At 44.7% G+C, this 24,855-nt stretch carries 24 protein-coding genes; 8 read left to right on the forward strand and 16 right to left on the reverse strand.

All coding sequences use genetic code 11. The features are described from left to right. Window positions 1–267 precede the first annotated feature (267 nt). Window positions 268–486 (forward strand): helix-turn-helix transcriptional regulator, encoded by a 219-nt coding sequence (locus OW491_RS07525; RefSeq protein ID WP_290035414.1) that lies wholly within the window; start codon window positions 268–270, stop codon window positions 484–486. Window positions 487–508: 22 nt separating this feature from the next. On the opposite strand, the gene OW491_RS07530 is transcribed toward OW491_RS07525, so the two are convergent. The 8 genes from OW491_RS07530 to OW491_RS07565 form a co-directional block, all read right to left on the reverse strand. Continuing rightward, a complete protein-coding gene (locus tag OW491_RS07530) occupies window positions 509–1,105 on the reverse strand; it encodes a hypothetical protein (RefSeq protein ID WP_255053852.1) in 597 nt (198 codons plus the stop codon). Window positions 1,106–1,107: 2 nt separating this feature from the next. Then, entirely contained in the window at window positions 1,108–1,548 is a 441-nt protein-coding gene (locus OW491_RS07535) for a type II toxin-antitoxin system antitoxin SocA domain-containing protein (protein ID WP_255053851.1), read from the reverse strand. A gap of 81 nt (window positions 1,549–1,629) precedes the next feature. After that, a complete protein-coding gene (locus tag OW491_RS07540) occupies window positions 1,630–2,376 on the reverse strand; it encodes a SprT family zinc-dependent metalloprotease (protein ID WP_290035416.1) in 747 nt (248 codons plus the stop codon). Between the two features lie 14 nt (window positions 2,377–2,390). After that, a complete protein-coding gene (locus tag OW491_RS07545) occupies window positions 2,391–5,693 on the reverse strand; it encodes a type I restriction endonuclease subunit R (protein ID WP_290035418.1) in 3,303 nt (1,100 codons plus the stop codon). A gap of 43 nt (window positions 5,694–5,736) precedes the next feature. Continuing rightward, the gene (locus OW491_RS07550; protein WP_290035419.1) at window positions 5,737–8,679 is read right to left on the reverse strand and encodes a hypothetical protein; all 2,943 of its coding nucleotides are present in this window, start codon (window positions 8,677–8,679) and stop codon (window positions 5,737–5,739) included. Between the two features lie 12 nt (window positions 8,680–8,691). Continuing rightward, window positions 8,692–9,864: a restriction endonuclease subunit S gene (locus OW491_RS07555; RefSeq protein WP_290035420.1), complete on the reverse strand. Its 1,173-nt coding sequence runs from the start codon at window positions 9,862–9,864 to the stop codon at window positions 8,692–8,694. Beyond that, window positions 9,854–11,398 carry a type I restriction-modification system subunit M gene (locus tag OW491_RS07560; protein WP_290035421.1) on the reverse strand — a complete coding sequence of 515 codons (1,545 nt, stop codon included), beginning with the start codon at window positions 11,396–11,398 and terminating at the stop codon, window positions 9,854–9,856. Before OW491_RS07560 ends, OW491_RS07555 begins: the two co-directional genes overlap by 11 nt. Before the next feature lie 72 nt (window positions 11,399–11,470). Further along, window positions 11,471–12,058, reverse strand: a complete 588-nt coding sequence (locus tag OW491_RS07565) for a restriction endonuclease subunit S (protein ID WP_113610357.1) — start codon at window positions 12,056–12,058, stop codon at window positions 11,471–11,473. A gap of 217 nt (window positions 12,059–12,275) precedes the next feature. Between OW491_RS07565 and OW491_RS07570 the strand changes: the two genes are divergently transcribed. The 6 genes from OW491_RS07570 (at window position 12,276) to OW491_RS07595 (ending at window position 19,569) form a co-directional block, all read left to right on the forward strand. Then, window positions 12,276–13,631, forward strand: a complete 1,356-nt coding sequence (locus OW491_RS07570) for a site-specific integrase (protein ID WP_290035423.1) — start codon at window positions 12,276–12,278, stop codon at window positions 13,629–13,631. A 151-nt stretch (window positions 13,632–13,782) separates the two neighbouring features. Continuing rightward, the gene (locus tag OW491_RS07575) at window positions 13,783–15,522 is read left to right on the forward strand and encodes a hypothetical protein (protein WP_290035425.1); all 1,740 of its coding nucleotides are present in this window, start codon (window positions 13,783–13,785) and stop codon (window positions 15,520–15,522) included. Then, the gene (locus OW491_RS07580; RefSeq protein ID WP_290035426.1) at window positions 15,519–17,537 is read left to right on the forward strand and encodes a hypothetical protein; all 2,019 of its coding nucleotides are present in this window, start codon (window positions 15,519–15,521) and stop codon (window positions 17,535–17,537) included. The genes OW491_RS07575 and OW491_RS07580 overlap by 4 nt, the downstream gene beginning before the upstream one ends. A 339-nt stretch (window positions 17,538–17,876) precedes the next feature. After that, entirely contained in the window at window positions 17,877–18,299 is a 423-nt protein-coding gene (locus OW491_RS07585) for a secondary thiamine-phosphate synthase enzyme YjbQ (protein WP_290035427.1), read from the forward strand. Then, window positions 18,300–19,307 (forward strand): hypothetical protein, encoded by a 1,008-nt coding sequence (locus OW491_RS07590; RefSeq protein WP_290035428.1) that lies wholly within the window; start codon window positions 18,300–18,302, stop codon window positions 19,305–19,307. 49 nt (window positions 19,308–19,356) lie between these two features. After that, entirely contained in the window at window positions 19,357–19,569 is a 213-nt protein-coding gene (locus OW491_RS07595; protein ID WP_290035657.1) for a YjbQ family protein, read from the forward strand. A gap of 38 nt (window positions 19,570–19,607) precedes the next feature. Here OW491_RS07595 and OW491_RS07600 read toward each other — a convergent pair whose 3' ends face one another. The 7 genes from OW491_RS07600 to OW491_RS07630 form a co-directional block, all read right to left on the reverse strand. Further along, window positions 19,608–20,135, reverse strand: a complete 528-nt coding sequence (locus tag OW491_RS07600; RefSeq protein WP_246283353.1) for a chemotaxis protein CheW — start codon at window positions 20,133–20,135, stop codon at window positions 19,608–19,610. Between the two features lie 51 nt (window positions 20,136–20,186). Beyond that, window positions 20,187–20,972, reverse strand: coding sequence for a TIM barrel protein (locus OW491_RS07605; protein ID WP_075172360.1), 786 nt, complete (start codon window positions 20,970–20,972; stop codon window positions 20,187–20,189). Window positions 20,973–21,044: 72 nt separating this feature from the next. Further along, complete coding sequence (locus OW491_RS07610; RefSeq protein ID WP_075178989.1) at window positions 21,045–21,380, reverse strand: TusE/DsrC/DsvC family sulfur relay protein; 336 nt, start codon at window positions 21,378–21,380, stop codon at window positions 21,045–21,047. Then, window positions 21,380–21,679 carry a sulfurtransferase complex subunit TusB gene (gene tusB / locus OW491_RS07615; RefSeq protein ID WP_290035430.1) on the reverse strand — a complete coding sequence of 100 codons (300 nt, stop codon included), beginning with the start codon at window positions 21,677–21,679 and terminating at the stop codon, window positions 21,380–21,382. The genes OW491_RS07610 and tusB overlap by 1 nt, the downstream gene beginning before the upstream one ends. Window positions 21,680–21,723: 44 nt before the next feature. Beyond that, window positions 21,724–22,104 carry a DsrE family protein gene (locus tag OW491_RS07620; RefSeq protein ID WP_075172357.1) on the reverse strand — a complete coding sequence of 127 codons (381 nt, stop codon included), beginning with the start codon at window positions 22,102–22,104 and terminating at the stop codon, window positions 21,724–21,726. Between the two features lie 9 nt (window positions 22,105–22,113). Continuing rightward, a complete protein-coding gene (gene tusD / locus OW491_RS07625) occupies window positions 22,114–22,506 on the reverse strand; it encodes a sulfurtransferase complex subunit TusD (RefSeq protein ID WP_075178986.1) in 393 nt (130 codons plus the stop codon). Between the two features lie 93 nt (window positions 22,507–22,599). After that, complete coding sequence (locus OW491_RS07630; protein ID WP_075172355.1) at window positions 22,600–23,283, reverse strand: Bax inhibitor-1/YccA family protein; 684 nt, start codon at window positions 23,281–23,283, stop codon at window positions 22,600–22,602. Window positions 23,284–23,425: 142 nt separating this feature from the next. Here OW491_RS07630 and OW491_RS07635 point away from each other — a divergent pair, with 142 nt between their 5' ends. Next, a complete protein-coding gene (locus OW491_RS07635; protein WP_215151843.1) occupies window positions 23,426–24,265 on the forward strand; it encodes a pseudouridine synthase in 840 nt (279 codons plus the stop codon). Window positions 24,266–24,311: 46 nt separating this feature from the next. Here the strand turns inward: OW491_RS07635 and OW491_RS07640 are convergent, their stop codons facing one another. Next, window positions 24,312–24,791 (reverse strand): S-ribosylhomocysteine lyase, encoded by a 480-nt coding sequence (locus tag OW491_RS07640; RefSeq protein WP_075172353.1) that lies wholly within the window; start codon window positions 24,789–24,791, stop codon window positions 24,312–24,314. Window positions 24,792–24,855 lie beyond the last annotated feature (64 nt).

A 24,855-nucleotide genomic window follows, 5' to 3' on the forward strand; every position in this document is an offset into this window, starting at 1 on the left:
CTGGTATCGCCCAGACCGAGGCCACAAGTACCATTGACGGCCTTTGTACCGGATTAGATATCTGTATTTGCTTACTTTTCTGAATCTAAGTCCTGGGTGGTTCAGGATTCTTTCCAGTTGATTTTGTTGCTTGTTGCTCCACATACGCTCATCCCATTTTCCATATGATTGGTTAAGCGTACCGCAAAAATCCGAAAAATGAGCGATATATCCCGTGGTGATATATTCACTGCTTGGTGATAGTTCTGTCTTTTGGACAGAACAAATATGAAAGATCCGCGTTTAGTTGCTTTTGGTGAAAGAGTTCGTCAATTAAGAAAAGAGAAGGGGTTGTCGCAGGAAGCCTTGGCTGATCTAGCAGGGATCGACCGGAGTTATATGGGGCATATTGAGCGTGGTGATCAAAATATTACACTGACTAAAATTTTCCAGATTGCTAAAGCATTGGAAATACCAATTTGCCAATTATTTGATGGGGTAGAATAATGACTCTTGAATATAAGTGTTTCTATACTGGGTATATTTTATGTTCTCGCTCATACCAAACCATGTAAAAATGACTGCCACACTGAAATCCCCAAACCCTTTTAGTACCACCTAGTCTAAATCTGTAAGCTGTATCGAATTGTTCCAAGCTTAAATTAGACCATCGCTGTTGAGCTTCGCTAATTATGGAGCTTATTGGTTGCGGGTGGTGGCGTTTTCTTCGTTTTCTTTTTTTACCTTCTCCTGTTTCCATTCTCGCTATTTCAGACCACGTAAGTTTAGTCAGCGGTTCGAGTTCTCTCAGGATTTCACTAGTCCACTCTGATTCAGTCCATTTCCTGGATTCGCCCCATGTCCAGTAATCTTCTATATCAGCAAGACTGTGGCACCAAGTCATTGTCGTGGAATAAATAGCAGGCTTCTCAGTAATTGAAGGAAGCTTTTTGACAGATGCAGCCCTGTCTTGCGGGGTTATTGGAGTTTTAGGGCACTCTCTTTGAGGTGGAGCTTTGATTTCTTTTATTTGGCTTGAAGAAGTAAATTTATCAGCAAGCTTTTGAGCTTTTTCTTGTTTAAGTTTTTTGCGTTCTTCGCGCTTCTCTGCTTTCGAACTTGCCAAAGTTACAGTCCTGAATAGTACTCATGAATCATACCTTTTTCGATAATCGTATTGGAACGATCCAAGGGGGACAGATCTCCTCTTGAGTCTTTCCAAGGCGCTTCTTCATGAGTCAAATTACTTAGCCATTGTGCTGTTTTATCACCGTAGACCTTTAAAACCTGGTCAATAGTGTCGCGTGCTTCAGCATCTATATTAGAAGGGTTGCCACTTGTGAATAGCTCTTTATTTACAAGAAATTTCCCTCTATGGATATCATAGATTGTTGGCAAAACTGGTCCATTAGCCCAAGCTTCAAAGTCTGTCTCAAATAAGGTTTTTTCATCCCAGACCATTGACCAAGCTTGGCAGTAATAAAGTAGCTTTTGCAGTTTCATTGCTGATATTTCACCTTGTTTTTCAAGGATATAACAAGCAATGTCGAACTCGTTTGGTTGACTCATTTCGATTCCTATGTTAATCGGGACGAATGTTAGCACAGCCTTTAAACATAATATATGGCATTTTATGTATCTTGTAGGTTGCTAAGAAACTACATTTGCCATCCCATCCAGCAGTTCTTTCGTCTTTTCCCACTTTGGCATTACCTGGCCCATTAACCGATAGAACCGATCGCTGTGGTTATGTTCGGCGATGTGGCAAAGCTCATGCAGGATCACGTAGTCAATACACTCACGAGGCGCTTTAACCAGGTGAGGGTTCAGGGTGATTCGGCCATTAGGTGAGCAACTGCCCCATTGGGTTTGCATGGTCAGTATGCGCAGCGGTGGCCGTTCTTCTACCCAAAGGGCTTGCTCCAGCATGGCATCGAGGCGCTTGGCGAAGGTTTCTTTGGCTCGTGCTTTGTACCAGTCAGTCAGTAGCTCTTTCACCTTGTTGCTGGACTTCGCTCGTACTGATACTTCCAGTTTGCCACGTAGTAGTTTCACGCCTTGAACCTGCTCAGGCGCTTCAATCACTTTCAGCAGGTACTGCTTCCCTAGGTAGTAATGGCTCTCACCACTGATGTATTGCCGAGGGGTGGTGAATTCAAGCTGTTTACGGAAATCTCTAAGCTGTTCGTATATCCAACGCCCACGCTTTTTAACAGCAGATAATACGGCTTCGCTCTCAGCCCCCTCAGGAGCCGATGCGATTACCCGACAATCGGGATGAACCTTAATTAACACCTTGCCAGTGGCTTGTGGGCGCTTGATTCGCTCAAACGTAATCTTCTCGTCGCCGTAGCGAAAGCTCATGGTCTGACTTTGAGGTTTAATCGGCACATTCATCTGGTTATACCCGTTCAAGCACCGTTCAACCCGACCCGAGTGATCTGAACAATCATCTCAACAATCTTCTTGGCCTGATCCATTCCGCCCCCAATGGCTTTGCACTCCTGGAACATGCGCGGCAGTAGCTTTTTACGAATATCGGCTTCGATGTTCTGCGGGTTGATGGAATTTTCTGCAACGGAGGTTTCTACTGCCTGATTAATTTCAAAGGCAACTTTGACCCATTTGTCCTGGACTTGCTGGTCGAGCACAGCTAAGGCTTCCGGCAATACCTTTTTGAATACACCGAAATAGGCCTGAGCATGGCGATTACCGGCAAATGCATCAGGTATGTCGTTTAAGCGCCTGTCTTGAACTTGCTCTTCGAATTCACGGAACAGCATGTACTGTTTCAGTGGGTGGTCGAATAGCTTTTCGGCCTCTTCAATGGCTTGGCGCAGCAGCTTGGAAAATGCTTCTTGAGCATAAGGGTCATCCCGCAGCTCTTGCTCAATCATGCGGGTTACGCGGGTTTTGATAATGTCAGTTTCGTTGCGGGTTTTATCTTCGCTCCAGTCTTCCGGCTGTTGCTTTTGACCCATCTTGCCCACTTCATACACGCCACCGGGCTCTTTAACCTCGACACCCACCACATGCTTATCCAGAAGCTTTTTCACTTGTTCGGCGTATTCGTCGTAATCAATCCTTTCGCCCGCATCTTGCTGTACCAGTTGACGCAGGCTGGAGAATTGCTTAACCGTTTCTTTGTAGTGGCGACGATCCTGGTCGCTAAAGCTCTTGTCTTCAAAGAAGGTGGCCGATTGCAGCGCTACCTTCAAGCAACTGGCGAAGGCAGTCAGGGCTTCGTAGAAGTCTTCACGTACCTTGAGGTGTACGTCAACCAGCTCACCATCTCTCTCTTCAATCTTTGGTACCAGCACCTGACGCAATTGCTCGATGTCGTTCTTGTTTTTCACGCCATCGAATATTGCCCATAGCTGCTTATAGAGCTGGGGTAGGCGCTTGTATTCGGTACTCATCTGGTTGTAGAGGCCAGCAATATCATTGATGTCGTAACCGCCCTGAGTGCGGGAAGCCAGATCCTGGTATTTCTGAATAGTGGTATCCAGTTCCGCAAGAATGCCGCGATAGTCGATAAGCAAGCCAAATTTTTTCTTTGGGTGCAGACGGTTTACCCGTGCAATGGCCTGGATCAGGTTGTGCTCTTTCAGGGGTTTGTCGATATAGAGCACAGCGTTTTTCGGCTCATCAAAGCCGGTGAGCAGCTTATCAACCACGATGAGTATCTTCAGTGAATCATCTTTGTCGAAGCGTTCGATCAAGTGTTTGGTGTAAGCCTGTTCATCTTGGCTGCCCACATTGTCTTTCCACCACTGCGATACTTCAGGCATACCAGATTCGTCTACCGTGGTATTGCCTTCGCGAGTGTCCGGCGGGCTCATCACCACGGCAGATTCAAACCTATTGCCTTCTGGCCAGAGGGCTTGGGCTTCGTCCAGATACTTTTTGTACTTGATCGCAGAGGCCTTACTGTCGCAGGCTAACTGGCCTTTCAAACCTTCGTCGATGTTCTTTACGAAATGGTTGGCAATATCCAGGGCAATCAAACGAATGCGGTCATCTGCACCGTATACCTGGCCTTTCTTGGCAAACTTGCGCTTTAGGTCGGCCTTTTGCTCATCTGAAAGCCCTTCGGTAATACGCTCAAACCAACTGTCGATGGCGCGTTCATTTACATCTAGGTCGGGAATGCGCTCTTCATACAGCAGCGGCGTTACTGTCTGGTCTTCCACCGCGCGTTGCATGGTGTAAGCATGCACAATGGGGCCAAACTTATTGGTGGTCTTGTCGTCTTTTAATAGTGGTGTGCCGGTGAAGGCGACAAAGGCAGCATTAGGCAGCGCCTGCTTCATACGAATATGGTTTTCACCGCCCTGGCTTCGGTGGCCTTCGTCAATCAGCACAATGATGTCAGAGCTGTTGTTTACACACTCTGGCATTTTGGTAGCGGTATTAAACTTCTGGATCAGTGAGAAGATGATCCGCTCAGTGCCTTTGCCAATCTGTTCAGCCAGGCGTTTACCAGAGGTCGCCATGGCTGCTTCTTTGTCTTTTTTACCGGCCAGTTCACCGCCCGAGGCAAAGGTTTTGCTTAGCTGGGTTTCCAGATCTACCCGGTCAGTCACCACCACAATACGGCATTGCTTCAGGCTCTCGTGCAGGATCAGGGCCTTACTTAAAAACACCATGGTAAATGACTTACCCGATCCCGTGGTGTGCCAAATCACACCGCCTTCACGGCCACCGGTGACGCTGCGGGTATTGATGCGTTCAATCAGTCGCTTGATACCAAATACTTGCTGATAACGGGCGACGATCTTGCCTGCCTTTTTATCGAACAAGGTGAAGTAACGGGTCATCTCCAACAACCGAGTAGGGCTTAACAAGCTAATCAGTAATTGATCTTGCCCAGTCACTGCAAGCTCTCCGGCAGCGGTCAGGCTCTGGTACCAATCCAGGTCTTTTGCCGGGCGGTGGTTGAATAAAGTTGCCAGCTGTTCGTCTTTGAGCCTTTTGTTTTTAATGGCGTACATATCGGCATCGGTGATGTCTTCTTCACGCCAAGCGGCCCAAAACTTAGCGGGTGTGCCACAGGTACCATAGCGACCTTCGTTGCCGTTTATGGATAACAACGTTTGGCTATAGGCGAACAATAACGGGATTTCATCATGGCGCTGATTACGCAGGCTTTGCGAAATGCCTTCGTCAATGGTGGGGCCTTTTTTAGCATTCCCATCAGGACGCTTGGCCTCAATCACAACCAGAGGAATACCGTTCACAAAGCACACAATGTCGGGTCTGCGGCTTTCCACTCCGCCAGAGCGGGTGACGGTAAATTCTTCGGTAAATACAAAGCTGTTATTAGTAGGGTTCTGCCAATCAATCAGTGCAACCGTCGGGCTGGCCTTTTTACCATCCACAAACTCAGTGACAGAAATGCCATACAGCAGGTGGTTATACAGGCGTTCGTTGGCAGTTAACAAGCCTTCGTTAAGTGCAGGGCTACACACCTCAGCAATCAGGTTGTCGATAGCCTTTCCAGATAACGGGTAGCTCTTACCTGCATAGGTGAAGGTGCGCTTCTGGAGTTCACTACGCAGCACCTCGCGTAAAACCACCTCATCGGCCTTGCCATCACGAGCGGCTAACGCGAGTTCAGGAGAGAAGAACGACCACCCAAGGTTGGTCAACAACGTCAGCGCCGGTAACTTGGCACTGTATTCTTCCTGAAATTTGGGTGTGTATTGTGTCATTCGTTATCTCTCTTCAACCCCTGGTACCCGAGGTGCAGTAAGTTCATCGGCTGAGTACCGAGTCGCTGTCATAACCTGGGGGGAGGTGTTTAAAATAATCCTTTGAGCCTGGTTTTGATTTGTATTGAAAATCCCTAAGCCCCTTAATGTCGAGTTTTGTAGTTAGGACACAAGAGTTGTCACCACCTTTAACATAAAGCATCGTCTTACTCTCGGTTTTGGTTGGTCTCAATACGCAAGACCCTCCGTATTGCGAGGTATTTGCTTGAACTGTGTAGCAATGCAGATCCCGGACAGCGGACTCCAGAATATGTTGATAGTAATTTGTGTCTTTATTCCAGACGCATGCAAATAGAAGATCGATCTGCGATTTGAATAAAACTCGGTGTGTGATGTCTGATAGTTCGAAGCAGTTGTATGTCGCAAATGACAAACCACGCCATGATACTTTGTGGTAATAGGCATTTTGCTTGAGTACAAGATTGCCAGGCTTAAGCCTTACTGCTTCTAAAAGCTCTAGTTCGGCAGGGGCATAATGATTTTTTACGCGAGCTGTCATCACACAGGACTTGTACTTGCCAGACACTCTAAATGGCAGCGCTTCTATGATCAAATTGTATGCGACGCCATTCGATACCCAGTGTTCAAGTCCGAAAACAAGACCAATTTGATGTCTACGCGAAAATGACACCATAAACGGAAGCCAACTTACAGGTATGGCAACTTCAGGCATCACCAATAGATCAGCTTTCTCATAAAGAGCCGAATTTAGGATACTATAAAGATCTTCCTGACGTTTAAAGCTAAGGTTCGGCTGTCGATCTCGACGCACAGCACTGCTGATATCCTCTTCGTTTACTCGAAGATTTGCTATTGCTAAGTTAATCTGGTTTTTAGAATCCTTGTCAGAAACCAATAGGCTGGACTTAACAATCCCTTCGGTGCCTGCATCATCAGTTGTAAAATCAACTGGAAATTCGTTCCCGAAGAATCGATTCTTATAGGTCTCTATGGTTTCTGCTAGCCAGTCATTCAAATCGTTCTCGGTGGCGAGATTTTTTCCCAAATGAAAGATCTGCCATTCGTCGAAGTGTATAAATCGTGGAGAAAAAGCAATTTTGGTTTCATCTAACTCGACATCCTCATTGCTTGTGAAATCGCTTTCAAATGTCAGGTCGGCTTCTTCAAGAGAATAATTTGCAAGAGGCCAGGCAACGAGGTGATGACGAATAAGGTTGGAGCACCGAAATTGCCAGGAAAAGGAATGCAAATCAGATGCATAGCTGACTAATTTATTTAGTTCAGATTTTGTACCGTGAAATGCATTCTCATCTTCAATGAAAAGAATGTCGATATGAGAAGAGAAGGCTTTTATATCCAGAAGCCCGATGGTAATTGCCAACGCAATCTGGTTGTATAAATTAAGGTCTTCGTTTAGCTTCTTAGTAAACCGTTCGGAAGGTTTCCTAGAGTTTGGCATAATGCCAATAATCTTGTTTATTTCGGCTTCAACATACTGATAAAAGAAAGAAGCAAATCCGTAATTTCTGGTAATTACCGAGTATTGGTACAGCTTTTCCCATAAGCGGAAAAATTGAAGTGCGTTCTGCCCCTTAAAGAACTGCTTCAATTGTGGAAGAACCACATCTCTATTGTTTAGTTTGCAAAGTCGATGAGCCGTTATATGGCTGGATAGATACTTTGCCAGTTCTGTCTCATTTTCAGCAAGTCCGACAATGCTGCGTAACTTATTGGCAGACCCATCGTAGAGTACATCGTATGCAAATCTGTCGAGTTCTTTATCAATATGATCGCTTGGCAAAAATTTGAATGCGCTGCTTCTTTCATCAAGTTCTTGCTTAAAGACTTCCAGTCCGGCGCGGCTATGCTCCTTATCAAAGAACTGCAAAATGAGCTTATCCTGTTGCATTGGCAACGTATTGTTTGCAACTGATATTACATATTCGGCATTAGCGTCGGTTGCTGTGAGCACAGAGCTTAAATAGTGATTTACAAATGATGGTATTGGGTTTTCCACATCAAACTTAGGACGTTTGAAGACCATTATAATGTCATCGACATAGCGACCATAATAGGCAGGCCTAACATCGTCACCAATAGAAAAATCAAATTCTGAAAGATACCAGTTGGCGATGATGGATGCTGACGCCATACCGATAGGCAAACACTTTTTATCTTTGCAATTAATATGAGTTTGCTTGATTCTAGGTGCGATAACTTTCTGGTAACGAGTGTATATTGCTTCCAATACAAGGTTAAGCTTTAAGGCAAACTCTGTGAGTTGGGTATTGTCTGAATAGTGATTTTCAATTTCGGCTTCTATGTTTTCAAAATCTAAATCCACATGATAGAAGTATGATTTCAAGTCGAGCGATAGAAGTGCCACATCATCGCCATTCTTAGATGCTTGAGTTGCAACCTCTAAGGCCTGATCGCGCCATTGGTTGTATTGGTCGATATACCGCTTGAAGACCTCTTGGCCGGAAAGGTCACTATCTTTTGAAAAGTTAAGAGCCGAGGAGTGCATCCGATTACCATAGCTATCCTTGCTCATACCTTTTTCAAGGGCAGGGCCAACAAACAGACACCACAGCATTTCAATGATATGGATTTCTACTGGAGCATTGATGAAGTAGTTAACCTTAGAAACCTGATATTGATCAGAATCACGGACATTACTGATGAATAACCCAGTATTCTGGCTTGGTTTATCTTCGTTTCGCTCTACAAGCTTCGGCAGTAAATGGTAGTTGATACTTTTAAGCCAATCCTTGAAATACTTGTGGTTACAAGGGATTTCTTGATCAACTACCTCCAGTATGGATTCAAACACCTCGTCCATTTCAGTGTGTTTAGTTTCGAACTCTGCCACACGTTGCTTAAGAAACAGATTAAGGTTCTCATGGTATGCATAGCTCTTAACGAAGAGATACGCTTTCCTAATATGATCAATATTCAAATCCATAAATGACTCTCCTTACACCAAAACTCTTCGCTTACCCGTCAACAACTGCTGCATCAAGGCTTTCTTTTCTTGCTTTAATGCATCGAGTTTTTGTTGCAGGACAGAGACCTCTTGGTCTGCAGTGGACAGCACAGCGGCAATTTTTTGTTGCTCCTCTGGTGAAATAGGATATTCAACCGATAGTGCTTCCAAATCTTTCTTCTGGATATTAGGGAGGCCAGATCCAACCCGAAGTCTCATGATTTTGGATTGATTGAACTTCAAAAGTTGGTATGTGAAGTTCAAATCAATTTTAAGGTTCTTGATGGCGTAGCAATGGCCCCCACACCAAAACCTGGTCGATTGGAGTCCTACAAAACCACAAGAATTTCCACCTTCGCTGATTGTAATTGTGTTAGCTTCAGTATTGTATTCGCTCGTATACCCAGAGGGCTCAATGCCGCCATTTATCACTGCGTATTCCCCAGATTTTGAGAGAGTGTCTTTATTAAGTTGATTCCCTTTTGATATTTGGAAGAGCTTTTTGAGATGATTGCTTTCCCACTCCCCACTAAACCTAACCCCATTGTTATCAAGCAGGCGCTTTTGGCCAGTGAGCAGCTGTTGCATCAGGGCTTTTTTTTGCTGCTGGCTATTGGCCAGCAGTTGTTCGGTGATGGTGATTGCCTTATCCCAGGTGGAGAGAATTTGGGCGATTTTTTGTTGTTCCTGAAGCGGAGGCGTAGGTATTGGAGTCTTCTCTAGAATTCCTTTATTGATTTTTACCATTGTGCTGCTACTACCAGCGGCGCAATTTTTAAAATATGTTCTAACTTTTGAGCTTTTTAATTGTTGCTCAATAAAAGACTTGTTCGCTTTTCTTTGATCTATGCGAAAGCGCATCATCAAGTCTGGGTATGAACAATTTGCGACTTCACCTCTGAAGCGAACAGACCTTCCGACTTTGTCTGGAGTGTTTGATCGACTAACTAAAAAATCGTCTTTTGCTAGGAGATTCTTCAAAACTTTATCTTGTGGTGCGACAGGCTTAATTTCTGAAGCAACAATGCCATCTTCCCCAAGTGCTCCCAATCCCAGTACCCAGTAACCTGTGTCTGAGTCAGCAGAATTAGGCGAGAAGCCGTTTTTAATTGAGCCCTCTATTAAATCTTTTAACTGCGAAACCTCCCAACCATTAGGCACCATAACCCAACTCCTCAAGATACTTGGCCATCTCAGTTTCCAGCTCGGTCAGTTGAGCTTTAAGCTGTTCACGCTCAGCTCGCACGGCAAGCAAGTCAATTTCTTCCTCTTCTTCAAAGGTATCGACATAGCGCGGGATGTTTAGGTTGTAATCGTTCTCTTTGATCTCTTCGAGACTGGCGACGTAGGCGTACTTATCGACATCGTTGCCAGCGTGATAGGTGGCTACAATCTTGGCGATATTATCTTCAGTTAGCAGGTTCTGGTTTTTACCGGCTTTGAAGTCGCGGCTGGCGTCGATAAACATGACGTTATCGTCGCTCTTATTTTTCTTAAAGAGCAGGATTGCCGCTGGAATGCCCGTGCCGTAAAACAGCTTTTCTGGAAGTCCAATCACGGCATCCAGCAAGTTTTCGTCAATCAGTTGCTGGCGAATTTTTCCCTCAGACGAGCCACGGAATAGCACGCCGTGTGGCACCACCACGCCCATTCGTCCTGATTTTGGTTTCAGGGTTTCAATCATGTGCAGGATAAAGGCGTAGTCGCCTTTGGTTTTCGGCGGTACGCCACGGCGGAAGCGGCTGAACTTGTCGTGTTCGGCTTCGTCGTGGCCCCATTTATCTAAGGAAAACGGTGGGTTGGCTGTCACGATATCAAACAGCATCAGATCGCCGTTTTTATCGAGCAGCTTGGGGTTACGAATAGTGTCGCCCCATTCAATTTTGTGGTTGTCTTCGCCATGCAGGAACATGTTCATTTTGGCCAGCGACCAGGTGGAACCAATGGCTTCTTGCCCGTACAGGGCGTAGTTTTTACTGCCGTGGTTTTTGCGAACTTTGCTGCCACACTTCATTAATAATGAGGCTGAACCACAAGCAGGGTCACAGATGCTGTCGCCCGGTTGCGGGTCTAACAACTCGGCGATGAGATCCGAGACTTCTGGCGGTGTATAAAACTCACCGGCTTTCTGGCCACCACTGGCCGCGAAGTTTTTGATCAAATATTCGTAGGCGTTACCGATCACATCCAACGTTCCAACACGGCTGGGTTTGAGGTTCAGCTCGGGTTTGGCAAAGTCTTCCAGCAGGTGACGCAGAATGGTGTTCTTTTGCTTCTCTTCACCCAGTTTGTCGGTGTTAAAGCTGATGTCCTGGAACACACTCTTGCCTGCGTCTTTCAGTTTGGTGCCGTTGGCTTCTTCAATGGCGTGCAGCGCCTGGTCGATGCGTTCGCCGTTGCCGGGTTCATGACGGCGTTCGTACAGGGCGTAGAAGCTGGCCGCTTTGGGCAGTACAAACCGCTCATTTTTCATCATCTCTTCGATGAGTTCCGGCTCATCGCCGTACTCGGCCTTGTAGCCATCGTAGTGATCCTGCCATACATCGGAGATGTATTTGAGGAACAGCATGGTCAGGATGAAGTCTTTATAGGTATCGGCGCTGATGGTGCCACGGAAGGTATCACAGGCATTCCACAGCGCTTTGTTAATGCTGTCTTGGTTAATTTTATCGTTACCGCTCATGGCTGTATCGTTCATCCATTGTTTCCTTTTAGTGGGGCCAATTAGTGGCTGGCCCAGTTCAAGTCTTAAATTTGCTGTGCTGGCTGTTTAGTGGCTATGCGTCTGGTACAAGTCGTTGGCGATTGCGCCCATCATGCGCTCACCGTTGTTTACTAGCCTCTGTATCAGCCTTTGCTCTTCACCCAACGTGTTGGCCATCGCAATGATTGCTCGCTGCTTGGCAAGTGGCGGAACAACTACTGGGGCATCTTCCAGCACACTGCGGCGAATACTTTTTGTTAAGGTGCCTTCAGCATTCTGCTCAAAATATCGCTGAGCCGGTACCTGATTCAGTAGCCAAACCATAAATTCAGGCAGGATTTCTTTCTTCTTCAGGCTGATTACAAAAAAATGTGGTGCGGCAACGGCCTGTTTACCTGTGGTGGCCAATAACTGATCCACCTGTACGGCGTAGTTATGGCTGCCACGTGCGGCCACTAAAATATCACCTGTAGTGAGGTAGTCGGGTTCGCGCTTGCCGGGAAGCGTGGTTTCCAAACAGTCTGACCAGCGAATCCCTTCGGTTAGCGAGACATCCTTCATCTGAACCGCGACCACGGCAGAGCCTGGCACTTCAGGAATTTTGCCCCGAAATGGATAGCCTGCATTGATGGTTGCTATCTGTTTGAGCTTCAAACCTTCACCTATTCATAGTCAATGATGCAGAAATAATCTGTTGATCCTGGTTAAATGTCAAGCTAAAGTTGTTTCATCGCCTTTGATGCAAAGAAAGTTGCTCAAGGGCTTTTTGTTGGGTAGGGTGGTTGCATCATTGTCTATGAAGCCAAATTTCCGTGTCAGAGTCGAAGTGGTTCGCAAGTTGGAATGCTATGAGCCGTCAACGGTAGAACTTGTGGGTAGCCATGTATGCAGTGCTGCCGCCAAAGGTCGTGACTACTATCGGCACCCGCCGCAGGACGTGGCACATGATGTGTTTTATCACTACCCGATGATTGTTGACCCGGATGGTTCGCTCTGGGCAGAGGCTAATCGTTATCTGCTGAGCAGGCTTAACGGATTTGTGCCTGCAAAGCGCAGAACTCTCGAATCTATAGCGGGGGATCTGGCGCATTTCAGGCAGTGGTTGCTGGAAGAGGAGATCGATTTTCTGATCGTATCTGCCCGGCCCAGGGCCAGACCTACATACCGCTATTGCACTTATCTGCATGATGAAATCCGCCAGGGAAAGCTAAAGGCACGCACGGCGAAACGTCGTATGAGTAGTTTGCAGAACTTCTATCGTTGGCTGGAAACTGAAGGTTTCAAATTTGACTATCCATTGTGGCTTGAAGACGAGGCCGCACTGATGTTCAGAGATGCGCGAGGTTTTCAGCGCAGAAAATCAGTAAAAAGCACAGACCTGACTCGATCGTTCAGGATAGTGAAGAGCAATGATGACTACAGCGAGTACATTGATGATGGCGGTAAGCTGAGACCATTACCAAAAGGTGAGCAAGTGGCCTTAATTCAAGCTCTGAAAGCCATTGGTAACACCGAAATGACATTGGCGTTCTTTCTGGCTTTGGCGACTGGCGCACGGTTGCAAACTGTTTTCACGCTTCGTCGGCAGAACTTTTTAGATGAGCCGTATAAAGGCGCGGTATCTCATAGGGTAAAGGTCGGTGCCGGAACACCAGTCAGCACCAAGTATGGCAAGCAGATGGTGTTACTTGTACCGCTATTTCTGTATCGCCGGGTGCAGATCTACATGAATTCTGAGCGCTGTCGTCAACGAATAAAGTTGTCGAAGCACGTATATCCAGAAGATGGTGATCAATATCTGTTCCTGACCCGCGCTGGTCAGCCTTACTACATGGCTGAAAATGACCCTTTCGCGTTCTTGTATCGAAGCCCGCCAAGGGGTAACGCCGTCACTCAATTCATCAGGCAGCAATTAAAGCCAGAGCTTTACCGCCATGGGTACGAATTTGAATTCCGTTTCCATGATCTGCGGGCGACCTTTGGAATGAATCTGTTGGAAAGTTTTGTTAACCAAATGTCGAAGGCCGAACCCCACTTGGTTGTAAAGGCAGATATGACGAAAGCCCTGATGCTGGTTCGCTCCAGGATGGGGCATACCAGTATTCGGACGACAGAAGCCTACTTAAACTACCGCGAAAAATACCGCGTCGCGCTTAATTTGCAATCAGAGTATGAGGCTTACCTCGAATCCATGTTGAATGAGGTAAATACCGATGACATGGAGTAAGCGAAAGACCGTTTCCTATAGCATCGAACAGCTGCCCACCGATGAAACCGGGAAAGTCGTGCTGATAGACCCTTCGGAGGTAAAAATATTCATACCTAGATATCGATACCCTGTTGATGTAGGTAGTTGGTGTTATACGAAAAGGCGACGTATGACGGCAGACACGTCAACCGAGGCTTGTGCGACGAATTTGGTAGACAAAGAAAGTTATCGTTCTGCCAGGAAAGAGTTTGTTTCTTTGTATATCGACTTCTTCCTTCATCAAATGAAAATGAAAAAGTCTGCTCACACGCTTAAAACAAATTTCGGTCAATTTAATAGATTTGTACGGTGGTGTGATTCAAGCTTCATTCAGGGGTTTGACTCTAAGGATGATTTTGTAGCGGCCGTACGGTTGTTTACGGAATACCTGATTCATAACGTTAGATCTAGCGATATGAACGTTAATACAGCGGCATCTTTACAACAGGTAGTATTGGGTGTTGGGCGGTATGTTTATGGTGATCCTTACGGTGATCTATTTCGGAATGTAAGAAAAGTAAGGAGATCTCTACAAGCAGTTAATAAAACGAAGATCCCGGAAGATACAAGTGTCGCTCGTGCACTGACTGTCTATCTTCAAGTATTTAATCAACTCTCGGATTTTGTTGTTGATTTTCAGAAGTTTCCAAAGGAAATAGTTATTGAGAATAATCGATTTTGGTTCTTCCCTGTATCGGTTCCTTTCGCGGGAAAATCGACTGTTAATAAAAAAGCTGCATTGAAATCTCGTTTTTTGGCATACGATTACATAAATGGTCAAATTCGATCTGTAGAGGAAATAAAGAGGATTTCAAAAACTAATCTGATAGCCAGTCACCGAGCATCCCATAATAATGCAATCAGGAATATGGAAGTTGCAAATTATTTTCGATTTCATAATAGGCGCATTGATGCGGCCAGAATGGCATTTCAGGCTTTTGTGATGCTATTTTCTGCGAATACCGGTATGAATCTGGGGCAAATGTTACAGCTCCCATGGTCGGGTGAACATGATACTTTGAGGGACAGAATCGGGTTCAAGGGGATTAAGTATAGAGCGGGAAACAGAGATGTCGTTTTTCACATATCCTCAACCTTTTATCTGACATTCAAGAAGTTCCTGCTGCTTCGACAGTACATACTGGACGCACTGAATATACATTCTTATCCCTTGCTCTTTTTCAAAGTCGCATTTGATCAGCCTGCGCCACTTTCGATGGAAGTCGCGGGTGATCTGCACCGGCGTTTGAATGTATGTTTTGGCTTTGATTTAAAAATAACTACAAGAATGTGGAGGGCGTATAAGGGCGATTGGTTAATAAGGAATACGGATGTCGCAACGACCTCGCTTGTTTTACAGAATAGTCCTGTAACGGTACTAAGACATTATTCGGAAGGCAGCAAGACCCGCAATGATGGCCAAATAGGAAGATTTTTCGATTCTTACAAGGCCATGGTTATAGATATACACACCAAGGCGAAAAGCACGCCCGTTGGGCAGTGTATCGGAAGTAGTCCTGCCACTTTTGGTGATGCACCCATTGAGCCTGATTGCAGGACGTTTGAAGGCTGCTTGTTTTGTAAAAACTACAAAGTTCATTCTGATATTGAAGATGTCCATAAATTGATCAGTTTTAAATACCTGCTTAAGGAGTCTTTAATACTCGCGCATACAGAAAAACACTTTAATGAAAAAGTTATGCCTGTTTTAGATCGTATCGATCAAGTGCTTGATGTTATTAAATCGAATTTCAGTGGTGATATTGGTCAGTTGGATGATATTGAGCGTGATGTTTTTGATAAGGAGACCCTATCTGATTATTGGCAAATGAAACTGGAAACCTTGATTGAAATTGGGGTGTTGTCATGACTGCGAAGATGTTTCGCGCCAACTTCGAATATTTTGTACAGGATGATCAGGCTTCATTTCCTGACGCCTTTGAGATAGATGGTGGAGTTCAAGTACCTTCTGATGAGTTTGTCGTTTCTCGAAATAAGCAAGGAGATCCAATATCCCGATATGGTGATGATGTTTGGGATTTCAGGAACTATCGTTTAGCTGGAGATTCAGGCTCAGCTCGGATCAACTTCGAATTTGCTCATAAGGACTATCGGAATGAGGCTAAATGGCTTACGTTTCTTCTGATTTATTTTGCTGAATCATCAGTAAATTACGGCGTTAGCATAGCCACAATAATGAACTATATGAAATCCGTACGTCGGCTTATTGGTTATGCTTCAAGTAAGTCAAGATCAATCGAAGCTGTATTGTCCGAAAAAAAATACCTTGATGAATTCATCAGAACACTTGAAACGAAAACGCTGCTGACTGGATTTTCTTCTTTGGTTGGTCATCTGGCGCGTATTCCGAGTGATATTTCTGGATACAAAATATCCAGTCTATATTCTAGTTTTTTAGCCAGAGAAAAGTCGAAAGCACTGCCCGAAGATTTGCAGCATCCTGTAATACCTCCGCGGCTATTATCTTTATTAATTTTTGATCTGGAAGTGTTTTTGAATGAAATTCTGGCAAGTATAGATAGCCTTGTATGTTTTACTGAAAAAATAATGCATGACCCTTTATTTGCTCGCTGCGATTCAAAGCAACGTCAGTTAGGTGTTCGTAGGCGAGAGATGGCTCCATTTTTTTATGAGGCTTCTTCTGTGTATGGGCTGGAAGAATTGTTGTTGAAATATGGCGTTTCAAATATACCAGGATTGAGTAAGTTTCTAACCAGAATACAACATGCCTGTCGCATATATATCCATATATATACGGGTATGAGGCATTCTGAATGTCTTAGTCTTAAACACAACGCATTAGTAATCGAAAAGATTATGGATAGGGATGTTTATAAAGTTTTTGGTGATACAAGTAAATTTGTTGGACAAAAGAAAAGAGTCGCTTGGGTGACAAGTAAAGATGCTGTCAAGGCGTTTGAAATTGCACAGAAGATATCTATTTTAATCTGCTCCCAGTGCGACATCTTACAGGATGATGCACCATTATTTATAAGCGCGGTCTACTTGGGTTTTACTGGCGTGAAGATTGACTTGAATGCTCCCTTGGTCACTCAAAAGCATGCAAATAAGGATCAGGAGGTATTTAATTATTTTTCCTCAGATTTATATGTAATAGAGGATTCTGATTTTGATCATTTGGTTGCTATTGATCCGTTTCGCACATGGCAAAAGGAGAAGGCTTTTCAGCTAGGTTCTGTTTGGCGCTTCACTACTCATCAGTTTAGGCGAACGCTGGCGTTTTATGTGTCTCAGTCAGCTAATGTATCCATTCCGGCACTTAAGAGTCAGTTAAAACATATATCCAGAGAGATGACACTCTATTATTGCAATGCCTCTGCTTGTATTTCCGAGTTCGATCATGATGAGCATATATCGCACCTGATGAGGGAAATTAAACCTGAGAGTGACGCTCATGCATACTTGGCAGTTGTAGCAGATCGAACAGAACCTTTGTTTGGTGCTTATGGGCGGTTTGTCGATCGCAACGTTACCGAACGGGAAAGCGAAGGCCTGCTGCTCAATGATCGCAAGGAGTTGGTAAGCCGTTTCAGAAAGGGTGAGCTTGCCTATAAAGAGACACCTCTGGGAGCGTGTATGACAACATCTCAATGTGACAAAAAGCTACTTCGCCTGGTTTCTGCCTGTATTAGCTGTGATAGGGCAATCATCAAGCCAAGTAAGCTGGAACAGGTCATTACGCGTCAAAGAATCTTTGTTGATGAGCTAAAAAGCAAGGATGATTCGAGCATCGCGCTTAGAACCGAGTTGTCAGAACTAGAAGATCTCGAAAGTTACCAGCGTCGGATTGCTCTTTTGAGAAATAAGGGGGGGCTAGCATGCAAGACTACTGGGAAGCACTAGAACGCTTGAAGGCAGGATGCCCAAGCCGAGTTCCGCCAGGCTCTTCGATTAACAAGGACACCGTTGCCTTGGAGGCTGGCAGAAAGCGTGGGTCAATTAAGAAATCCAGGAGCAGCTTCGGGGAATTGATTGCGGCAATTGACACTGCGAACGGAGAGGTTGATGTACCAGCTAACAAACCGAGGGATTTACTTCGAAAAGCCAGAGCAGAGAAGCAAAATTACAAAGAACTCTATCATCAGTCTCTGAATCGAGAGTTGATGTTGCTTGATAGGTTGGCCCGCTTGGAGAAAGAGTTGGCCCGCTTTTCAAATGTGGTGCCTATTAGAGAATAGAATTATGTGGATTCAAAAAGAAGTAAAAATCTCACCCAAGAGACGAGGATTTCATCTGATTACAGATGAAATCGTAAGGCAGGTACCAGAGTTGTCCCAGGTATCTGTTGGGCTTGCTCATATTTTCATCAAGCACACCTCTGCGTCTTTGACGATCAACGAAAACGCAGATCCTACCGTGCGTGAAGACTTTGAAAGCTTCTTTAACCGTGCGGTTCCCGAAAATGAGCCCTATTACAAGCATATTTATGAGGGAAGTGACGACTTGCCCAGCCACATTAAGGCCAGTCTGCTTGGGAGTAATGTTTCTGTTCCTGTGTCCGATGGGAGCTTTAACATGGGAACCTGGCAAGGTATTTATCTATGTGAGCATCGTAATCATGGTGGCTCTCGTTCGCTGGTTGTCACGATTCATGGAGAGGGGTAAGTGAGCAAGAAAGGGAATCCAATAATTTATATCGGTGGGCCGGGATATAGGTATGAAGATTTTGAGCCGCTAATTGGCAGTATTGATAAGCACATAAAAGAGGTGCTATCAGTATTGAAAGCTGAAAACGTTAAGGGTGCAACTTCAAATATTAAAATGGTCGTCGATGTATTTAACCCAGAGAAAGTAGGTGCTTTTGCAAAAACGGTCGATATCTGCAATGGAACATATTACGTTGAAATGACGGCAGGTTTGTCATATCACGTGTGGCTAGCCTCTCGTGTTTTTGAAACGGATTATGACTTTTTACCATGGTTAAAGAGTATCAAAATCAGAGAAAAAAATTTAAAGAAGAGTGGGCGAAAGAAATTAATAGCTGACTTTGCATATTACCTTTGTAGCTATGCAATCATTCTTCATGAGCTATCTCATATTTACCTTGGACATACTGACTTTCTTAAGTCAAAGAGCAATTCAGAGGTCTTGAATGAATTTCCTGATGAGAGTGAAATCGCTAGAAATGATTTGATGGTTAGGTATGCGTTTGAAGCTGAAGCTGATCGTCAATCAATCGAGTTTCTAATGGCGTTTCTAGAAGGTGCTTTGGGAAAAGATGGAATGGGAATCCATATTCGGTTTCCGAGTCGTTTGGCTGTGTATGAGTTTGTGGTTTATGCATTAACTTCACTGACGGCACTTTTGCAACAGATGTCTGTAGGAGCAAAGAACACTGTTCATCCGGATGCCAATGTCAGACAGTACATATTTTACTCGTCAGTAATTGCCTATCTGAAGGAGAGACAACCAGATTTGAGTAATGTCCTCGAAACGAAGATTCCAATATGGGCGATGGAAGCAGGTAAGAAGATGGGAATACTTAAATCTCATGATCCTTTCGATGTTATGCGTACGGCCTTAGATTTAGCTAAGGTTGATGACATTTTGAAAGAGTCAGGGGTCCGGGAGTTCCAACACAAGATGTATACTTCTGAAGGTATGGACAGTTGAGTCCATACAGGCGTTTTAAGATGTGGACAGGTGATATCGGACAATGGCCATGAGCTGTGTGGGGTTAAGGGCGAGGCCATATGGACACATCATCCGTAGTATAGACATGCCAGCCCATATTAAATCTTGTTTAACTGCCACGAGCTTATCGATTCCTATTCTAAATGGGCGGTTGGCATTAGGAACGTGGCAGGGTATTTATGTATGGGAGCACCGCCATAAAAGCCGGTCTCGTCAATTAGTATTGCACATAGGCAAATAACTGGTTTCGTTAATTGCCTATGTATAAACCTCAAAGGATTAGTGAAAATCCTCTTCGTTAATAGGCGTGATGCTAGCCATCATTTTGCTAAGGTCCATTAGGATCGTCAGGCTACCATTGTAGTAAGAGACTCCTTGTACATAGCGGCGGCTCGTTTCATCGCTTGTTACGCTAGGCGCTCGTTCAACTTCGTTTTGCGGGATGTTTATAACTTCATCAACGCTATCGACAACCAGGCCGATCACTTCTTGCTCGTTAAACTCAACCATGATGATGCGGGTGTCGTCATCAAGACCGACGGAAGGCATATTAAAGAAACGGCGTAGATCAATTACCGTTGCTACATTGCCTCGTAGGTTGATAATGCCCATGATGTAATACTCTGAGCCAGGAACCGGCGTAATTGCTGTATAGCGCAGCACCTCTTTTACTTGCATTACATCTATGCCATACAGCTCGTTATTTACTTTAAATGTTGCCCATTGTAGGTAGACAATCTCTTCTTGGTTGGCGCGTTTGGCACGTTCTTTTTTATCTTTGGTAGACTGCTGAATGCTTTCATTCATACTCATACGGTCAGAATCGGCTTGTAAGCTCATGTCGGTGTATCCGCCTTTTTAGTGAAGATGCCATTGTGCTAAATGCGATAGGCCTATCTCAGTTGTTTTTTCTGGGAAGTACTCAAAGCTGACAAACCCCTTGTAGCCCATTTGATCAATAGCGCTAAATACAGTGTCGAAAGGGATCTCTCCCGTGCCCGGTTCATGCCTGCCAGGCACGTCGGCGACTTGTATGTGAGCTATCCATTGCTGGAGCTTTGTAAGGGTGTCTATTGGGTCCTCTCCCATCATCTGCATATGGTAAATATCACTTTGTACGCGAATGCTTGAGTCTGATCCGCATGCTTTAATGATATCGACCGCTTGCTGAGTTGAGTGTAAGAAAAAATCAGGAATATCTATTGTGTTGATTGGCTCAATAACGAGCGTTATTCCATATTCTTTCAAATAAGATTCAGCATAGCGCAGATTTTCTATAAGTGTACTTTCGGCCGTTTTTGCATCGACATTAGCAGGAAGTTTACCGCTGAGGCAGTTTACGAGTTTAATATTTAAATGGTGTGCATATTTGGCGCATAGATGGACGCCTTTTCTGAACTCGGATGTGCGTTTTGGATCGCATGCCATTCCTCTATCGCCACGCGCCCAATTTCCAGCCGGGATATTGATGAGTACGGCTTGTAAGTGGTTGTGTGTGAGCGCGTCTTGTAGCTGACGTATCTCTAAGGAGTATGGAAATTGAATTTCGATGTGGGTAAATCCGCATTGAGCTGCTTTGCTAAAGCGTTCAATAAGAGGGTATTCAGTGAAAAGGGTGCTCAAGTTGGCAGCAAAACGGGGCATAAAAACTCCAATAGAGACATTGTGATAATGGGCTATTTGGTTCTTTAATTTACTGAAAAAAAGCGCCCGTTTTTATAGACAATTAGTCGGTTTCGGTAAGCCGGCTATTTTGGCTGATTGCTTGGCTGGGCTTTCAGGGAATAGCTTCATCAAGTAAATGCTTTTTCCTTTCGTTTCGCCTAAAGCCATTTTAACGGCCTTAACTAGTGGGCGCATGGCGGGTGATAAATCGTAAGTGTTATAGAAGTCGCGTACTACGTGAATGATTTCCCAGTGTGCCTCGGTTAGCTTTATGCCTTCCTCATGAGCAAGGTGCTCTGCCAAGGCTTCATTCCATAGGGATAAATCAAGTAAATACCCTTCGTCATCAAGAGCAACTGAGCTTTCATGTATGTTGATAGTACGCATTAGAACCAGCTTACCACTTTGTGGTGTGAGCAGCTTAATTCTACAAATTGTTTATCAGAGATGAGCAGCGATGGAGAGGTAAAAGTGTGTAAGCCGCGCGCTTCAACATCGGCTTTTAAATATAGCACTGACGTTGCTTGATTGTGATTAAGTAGTTGAGTAGAGCTGGCAAGCGCATAGACACCATCCTCAATCAAAAGAAGGGTGTCGTCTGGTTTTATGGCGGCTAAGCAGCTTTGCCATAATGCTGAGTGGCTATTTGGAGCTTTGTTGAGTGTGTGAAGTGTCGTTTGGCTCATTGTGTGGCTCTCGTAAATGGGCGTGACAATATCAATAAACGAATCTAAAAACGCAGAACAATATCATGTGAGCGAATGAGGTCCGCTATTTCTTTATCATCCACATAAATCAAAGAATTTGGGATAACGGATTGGTGCGGCGCTAAATGGCTTTCAGCATGGCTCTCTATGTAAAGAGATTCTATATCGTACATTGGCAATGCGGCTAATTGTTTATTAATAGCTTTTTGTCCAATCGCTAAAGGCGATTGATTGGGCAAAAGGGCCAGCACTGAGTTATCGGTCAGCAGCACGCTGATCACTTGTTCAAAAGCAGCGCACGTTAGTGCTATGTCCAATGCTTCTTTGATAGTAGGCGATTGATACGCTGATTTGCTAATGATAATGAGTATCGATTTATCGGCTTTGGTTGGTGTTAATGACATGGTTTTTCCTTATTCACCAAAACTAATAATACGATCAGAAGACATCATTGCATCGGTAAGCTGGCCAAGCCCGGAAAGCTGAAAAGGAGGGGCTACATTGAAGTGTGCTTTCTCGTGTCTTTTTGCTTCCTTTTCATCTAATACGCCTCGCTTTAATGCAGCAGCAATACAAACGACGAGGTCTAATTGATACTGATCAGCAAGGTCTGCCCACGCTTGGTATGTATTCCATTCATCACGTTGAGGAGCGTTTAATTGCGAGCTTGAAAATACGCTGTCGCCGTAAAAAAAAACGCGATGTATTGTATGGCCAGCTTCAAGTGCAGCTTGGGTAAATCGAAACGCGGTTTGTGCGCAGGAACTATTGAAAGGAGAACCATAAACTAACACAGAAAAAAGCATAACAAGGCCGCAGTCAAAGTTAGAGGTTAGGGTGTAAATAAAAACGCCCCGCTATCCTACCAAAGAAAGCGGGGCGTGTGAGCCGTTAGGTTATTAGTCTTCGCTAAACACACCAATCAGGCTCATTAGATGAACAAATAGGTTGTAGATGTTCAGATACAAGCCAACCGTTGCCATAACGTAGTTGGTATAAGTACCGTTAACGATGTTGCTAGTGTCGTATAGGATGAAACCAGCCATCAATAATACAACCAGTGCCGAGAATGCAATGCTTAGCCCGCCAACATTAACGCCAAAGAGCGGTAGGATGAAAAGTGCTAGCATCGCGACAATTAGTACAATTGAGCCGGCAGCTAGGAACCCACCCATGAAGCTGAAATCTTTTTTAGATGTCAGTACGTAAGCAGAAAGTCCAACGAATGTTAGAGCTGTCATGCCCAGTGCCGTCATAATGATCTGGCCGCCATTTGCCATGCCCAAGTACATGTTGAGTATTGGACCTAAGCCAAACCCCATCAAACCTGTGAACAAAAACGTTAGCGGGAGAGCCGCTGAGCTGTTTTGTTTTTTGTTGATGATAAACAGCAAGATAAAACTGGTTATCACACTCCCAAGGTAAACGATGAATGGCGGGTTGATAGCCATCGAAATGCCAGCGGTTACGGCACTGAAAGCCAGAGTCATCGCAAGCAGCATGTAAGTGTTGCGAATTACTTTATTGGTTTGCAGTACGGATTGTTCCGTTTGCGAAGTATTAATAGTACGAGTATTACTCATATCGTCCTCTGAAGTGTTTTATTAACTAAGCCTATAATGGCAACATCTTCGTGTATTTCAACTATTAAGACGCTGTTACGGGTAAAAGATTCAACGTAGAATCTCTTGCACCTCATAAATCTTATAAAAAGTTTACGTTTATATGCCCTATTTGGATATTTTATATCAAGACGATGATCTGATTGCTATCAATAAGCCCGCTGGCTTGTTAGTGCATCCAAGCTGGATAGCGCCCAAAAAAACACCGAACCTTGTTTACTCGCTCAGTCGATATTTTAGAGGCGAGCCGGTTTATACGGTGCACCGGTTGGATAGGGCAACATCCGGGGTGATTGTGTTTGCCAAGCGTAAAGCGGTTGCAAAAGCACTCAATCAGCAGTTTATGGATCGAGAGGTAGAGAAAACGTACTTATGTGTGACGCGTGGCTTTACTCCTGAGTCTGATGTAATTGATTACGCGTTAAAGCCTATTTTTGATAAGAAAGAAAGCCCGCTAGCTGATCAAGATAAACCTGCCAAGCCTTCTGTGTCTTACTATCGGCGCCTTGCAACGGTTGAGCTGCCAATAGCCGTTGGGCGTTACCCTTGTGCGCGTTATTCATTGGTGCAAGTTAAACCTAAAACGGGGCGCAAACACCAAATACGACGCCACATGAAGCACATATTTCATCCGTTGGTCGGCGATACCAATTACGGAGAAGGTCGTCATAATCGGCTATTTAGAGAGCATTTAGATTCTCATCGGTTGTTGTTGATGGCTACAGAGCTAACTTTTACGCACCCAGGTACCGATCAGCGAATTACGATTAAAGCACCCGTTTCTCATAAAGTTGCCAGTTTGTTTGATCGATTAGGGTGGGCGGGTCTGTATCCGTCGCCGATCGGTTCGGGAGAGGCAGAGAGAGTGGAAGCCTTAGCGGGAGAGATTGAGCATGAAGGTATGTTGGCTGCAGAAGAGCTAGAAACAATGTCCGAAGAATAACAGCAGCTCAGCGATAACGCTTGCTGCTGTTTTGTGTGGCTGCCAGTTAAGAAAGCCAGTTATCAGGGTCTTTTTCATCTACGAATACGGTTGGCCATTCATCGCGTTTAGCTAGCATGTCGCGAGCAATGACTTTTGCGCCTTCTAGATCATGGCTAGCGGCCCAGCCGCACTGAAGTTCATTGCATGCCGGCACTTCAGTTGCAATCAAGACATCGTTGAGTGCTTTCTCGACGATGGTTAAGACTTCTTCATAATCGCTATGGTTTAATAGTGAAAAGTAAAAGCCGGTTTGGCAGCCCATCGGGCCAAAGTCCAGTACGCAGTCGGTATGGTTGCGTGAAAACTCGGCAATCATGTGTTCTAGTGAGTGTAATGCCGGCATAGGCATGTGTTCTTTGTTTGGCTGGCAAAAGCGAATGTCGTATTTATGAACGGTATCTTTTTCGCCTTGGGTTACGCCAACAAGACGTACATAGGGCGCTATAACTTTAGTGTGGTTGAAATTAAAACTTTCTACGTTCATTTTAGTTTGTTCCGGTGGTTAAATTGCGTATCCTTTAGTTTTGAAATACTACCACGAGTTCAGC

The organism is Neptunomonas sp. CHC150 (assembly GCF_030397555.1).
Classification (GTDB): Bacteria; Pseudomonadota; Gammaproteobacteria; order Pseudomonadales; family Balneatricaceae; genus Neptunomonas; species Neptunomonas phycophila.

What these genes read in the sequence shown, in the direction of transcription:
- OW491_RS07540 (WP_290035416.1), bottom strand. Translation starts at nt 2,376, where the DNA reads ATGAATGTGCCGATTAAACCTCAAAGTCAGACCATGAGCTTTCGCTAC.
- OW491_RS07525 (WP_290035414.1), top strand. Translation starts at nt 268, where the DNA reads ATGAAAGATCCGCGTTTAGTTGCTTTTGGTGAAAGAGTTCGTCAATTA.
- OW491_RS07560 (WP_290035421.1), bottom strand. Translation starts at nt 11,398, where the DNA reads ATGAACGATACAGCCATGAGCGGTAACGATAAAATTAACCAAGACAGC.
- OW491_RS07550 (WP_290035419.1), bottom strand. Translation starts at nt 8,679, where the DNA reads ATGGATTTGAATATTGATCATATTAGGAAAGCGTATCTCTTCGTTAAG.
- OW491_RS07585 (WP_290035427.1), top strand. Translation starts at nt 17,877, where the DNA reads ATGTGGATTCAAAAAGAAGTAAAAATCTCACCCAAGAGACGAGGATTT.
- OW491_RS07545 (WP_290035418.1), bottom strand. Translation starts at nt 5,693, where the DNA reads ATGACACAATACACACCCAAATTTCAGGAAGAATACAGTGCCAAGTTA.
- OW491_RS07600 (WP_246283353.1), bottom strand. Translation starts at nt 20,135, where the DNA reads ATGAATGAAAGCATTCAGCAGTCTACCAAAGATAAAAAAGAACGTGCC.
- OW491_RS07555 (WP_290035420.1), bottom strand. Translation starts at nt 9,864, where the DNA reads ATGGTGCCTAATGGTTGGGAGGTTTCGCAGTTAAAAGATTTAATAGAG.
- OW491_RS07580 (WP_290035426.1), top strand. Translation starts at nt 15,519, where the DNA reads ATGACTGCGAAGATGTTTCGCGCCAACTTCGAATATTTTGTACAGGAT.
- OW491_RS07635 (WP_215151843.1), top strand. Translation starts at nt 23,426, where the DNA reads ATGCCCTATTTGGATATTTTATATCAAGACGATGATCTGATTGCTATC.
- OW491_RS07620 (WP_075172357.1), bottom strand. Translation starts at nt 22,104, where the DNA reads ATGTCATTAACACCAACCAAAGCCGATAAATCGATACTCATTATCATT.
- tusD (WP_075178986.1), bottom strand. Translation starts at nt 22,506, where the DNA reads ATGCTTTTTTCTGTGTTAGTTTATGGTTCTCCTTTCAATAGTTCCTGC.
- OW491_RS07610 (WP_075178989.1), bottom strand. Translation starts at nt 21,380, where the DNA reads ATGCGTACTATCAACATACATGAAAGCTCAGTTGCTCTTGATGACGAA.
- OW491_RS07640 (WP_075172353.1), bottom strand. Translation starts at nt 24,791, where the DNA reads ATGAACGTAGAAAGTTTTAATTTCAACCACACTAAAGTTATAGCGCCC.
- OW491_RS07575 (WP_290035425.1), top strand. Translation starts at nt 13,783, where the DNA reads ATGACGGCAGACACGTCAACCGAGGCTTGTGCGACGAATTTGGTAGAC.
- OW491_RS07535 (WP_255053851.1), bottom strand. Translation starts at nt 1,548, where the DNA reads ATGAGTCAACCAAACGAGTTCGACATTGCTTGTTATATCCTTGAAAAA.
- OW491_RS07630 (WP_075172355.1), bottom strand. Translation starts at nt 23,283, where the DNA reads ATGAGTAATACTCGTACTATTAATACTTCGCAAACGGAACAATCCGTA.
- OW491_RS07595 (WP_290035657.1), top strand. Translation starts at nt 19,357, where the DNA reads ATGAGCTGTGTGGGGTTAAGGGCGAGGCCATATGGACACATCATCCGT.
- tusB (WP_290035430.1), bottom strand. Translation starts at nt 21,679, where the DNA reads ATGAGCCAAACGACACTTCACACACTCAACAAAGCTCCAAATAGCCAC.
- OW491_RS07605 (WP_075172360.1), bottom strand. Translation starts at nt 20,972, where the DNA reads ATGCCCCGTTTTGCTGCCAACTTGAGCACCCTTTTCACTGAATACCCT.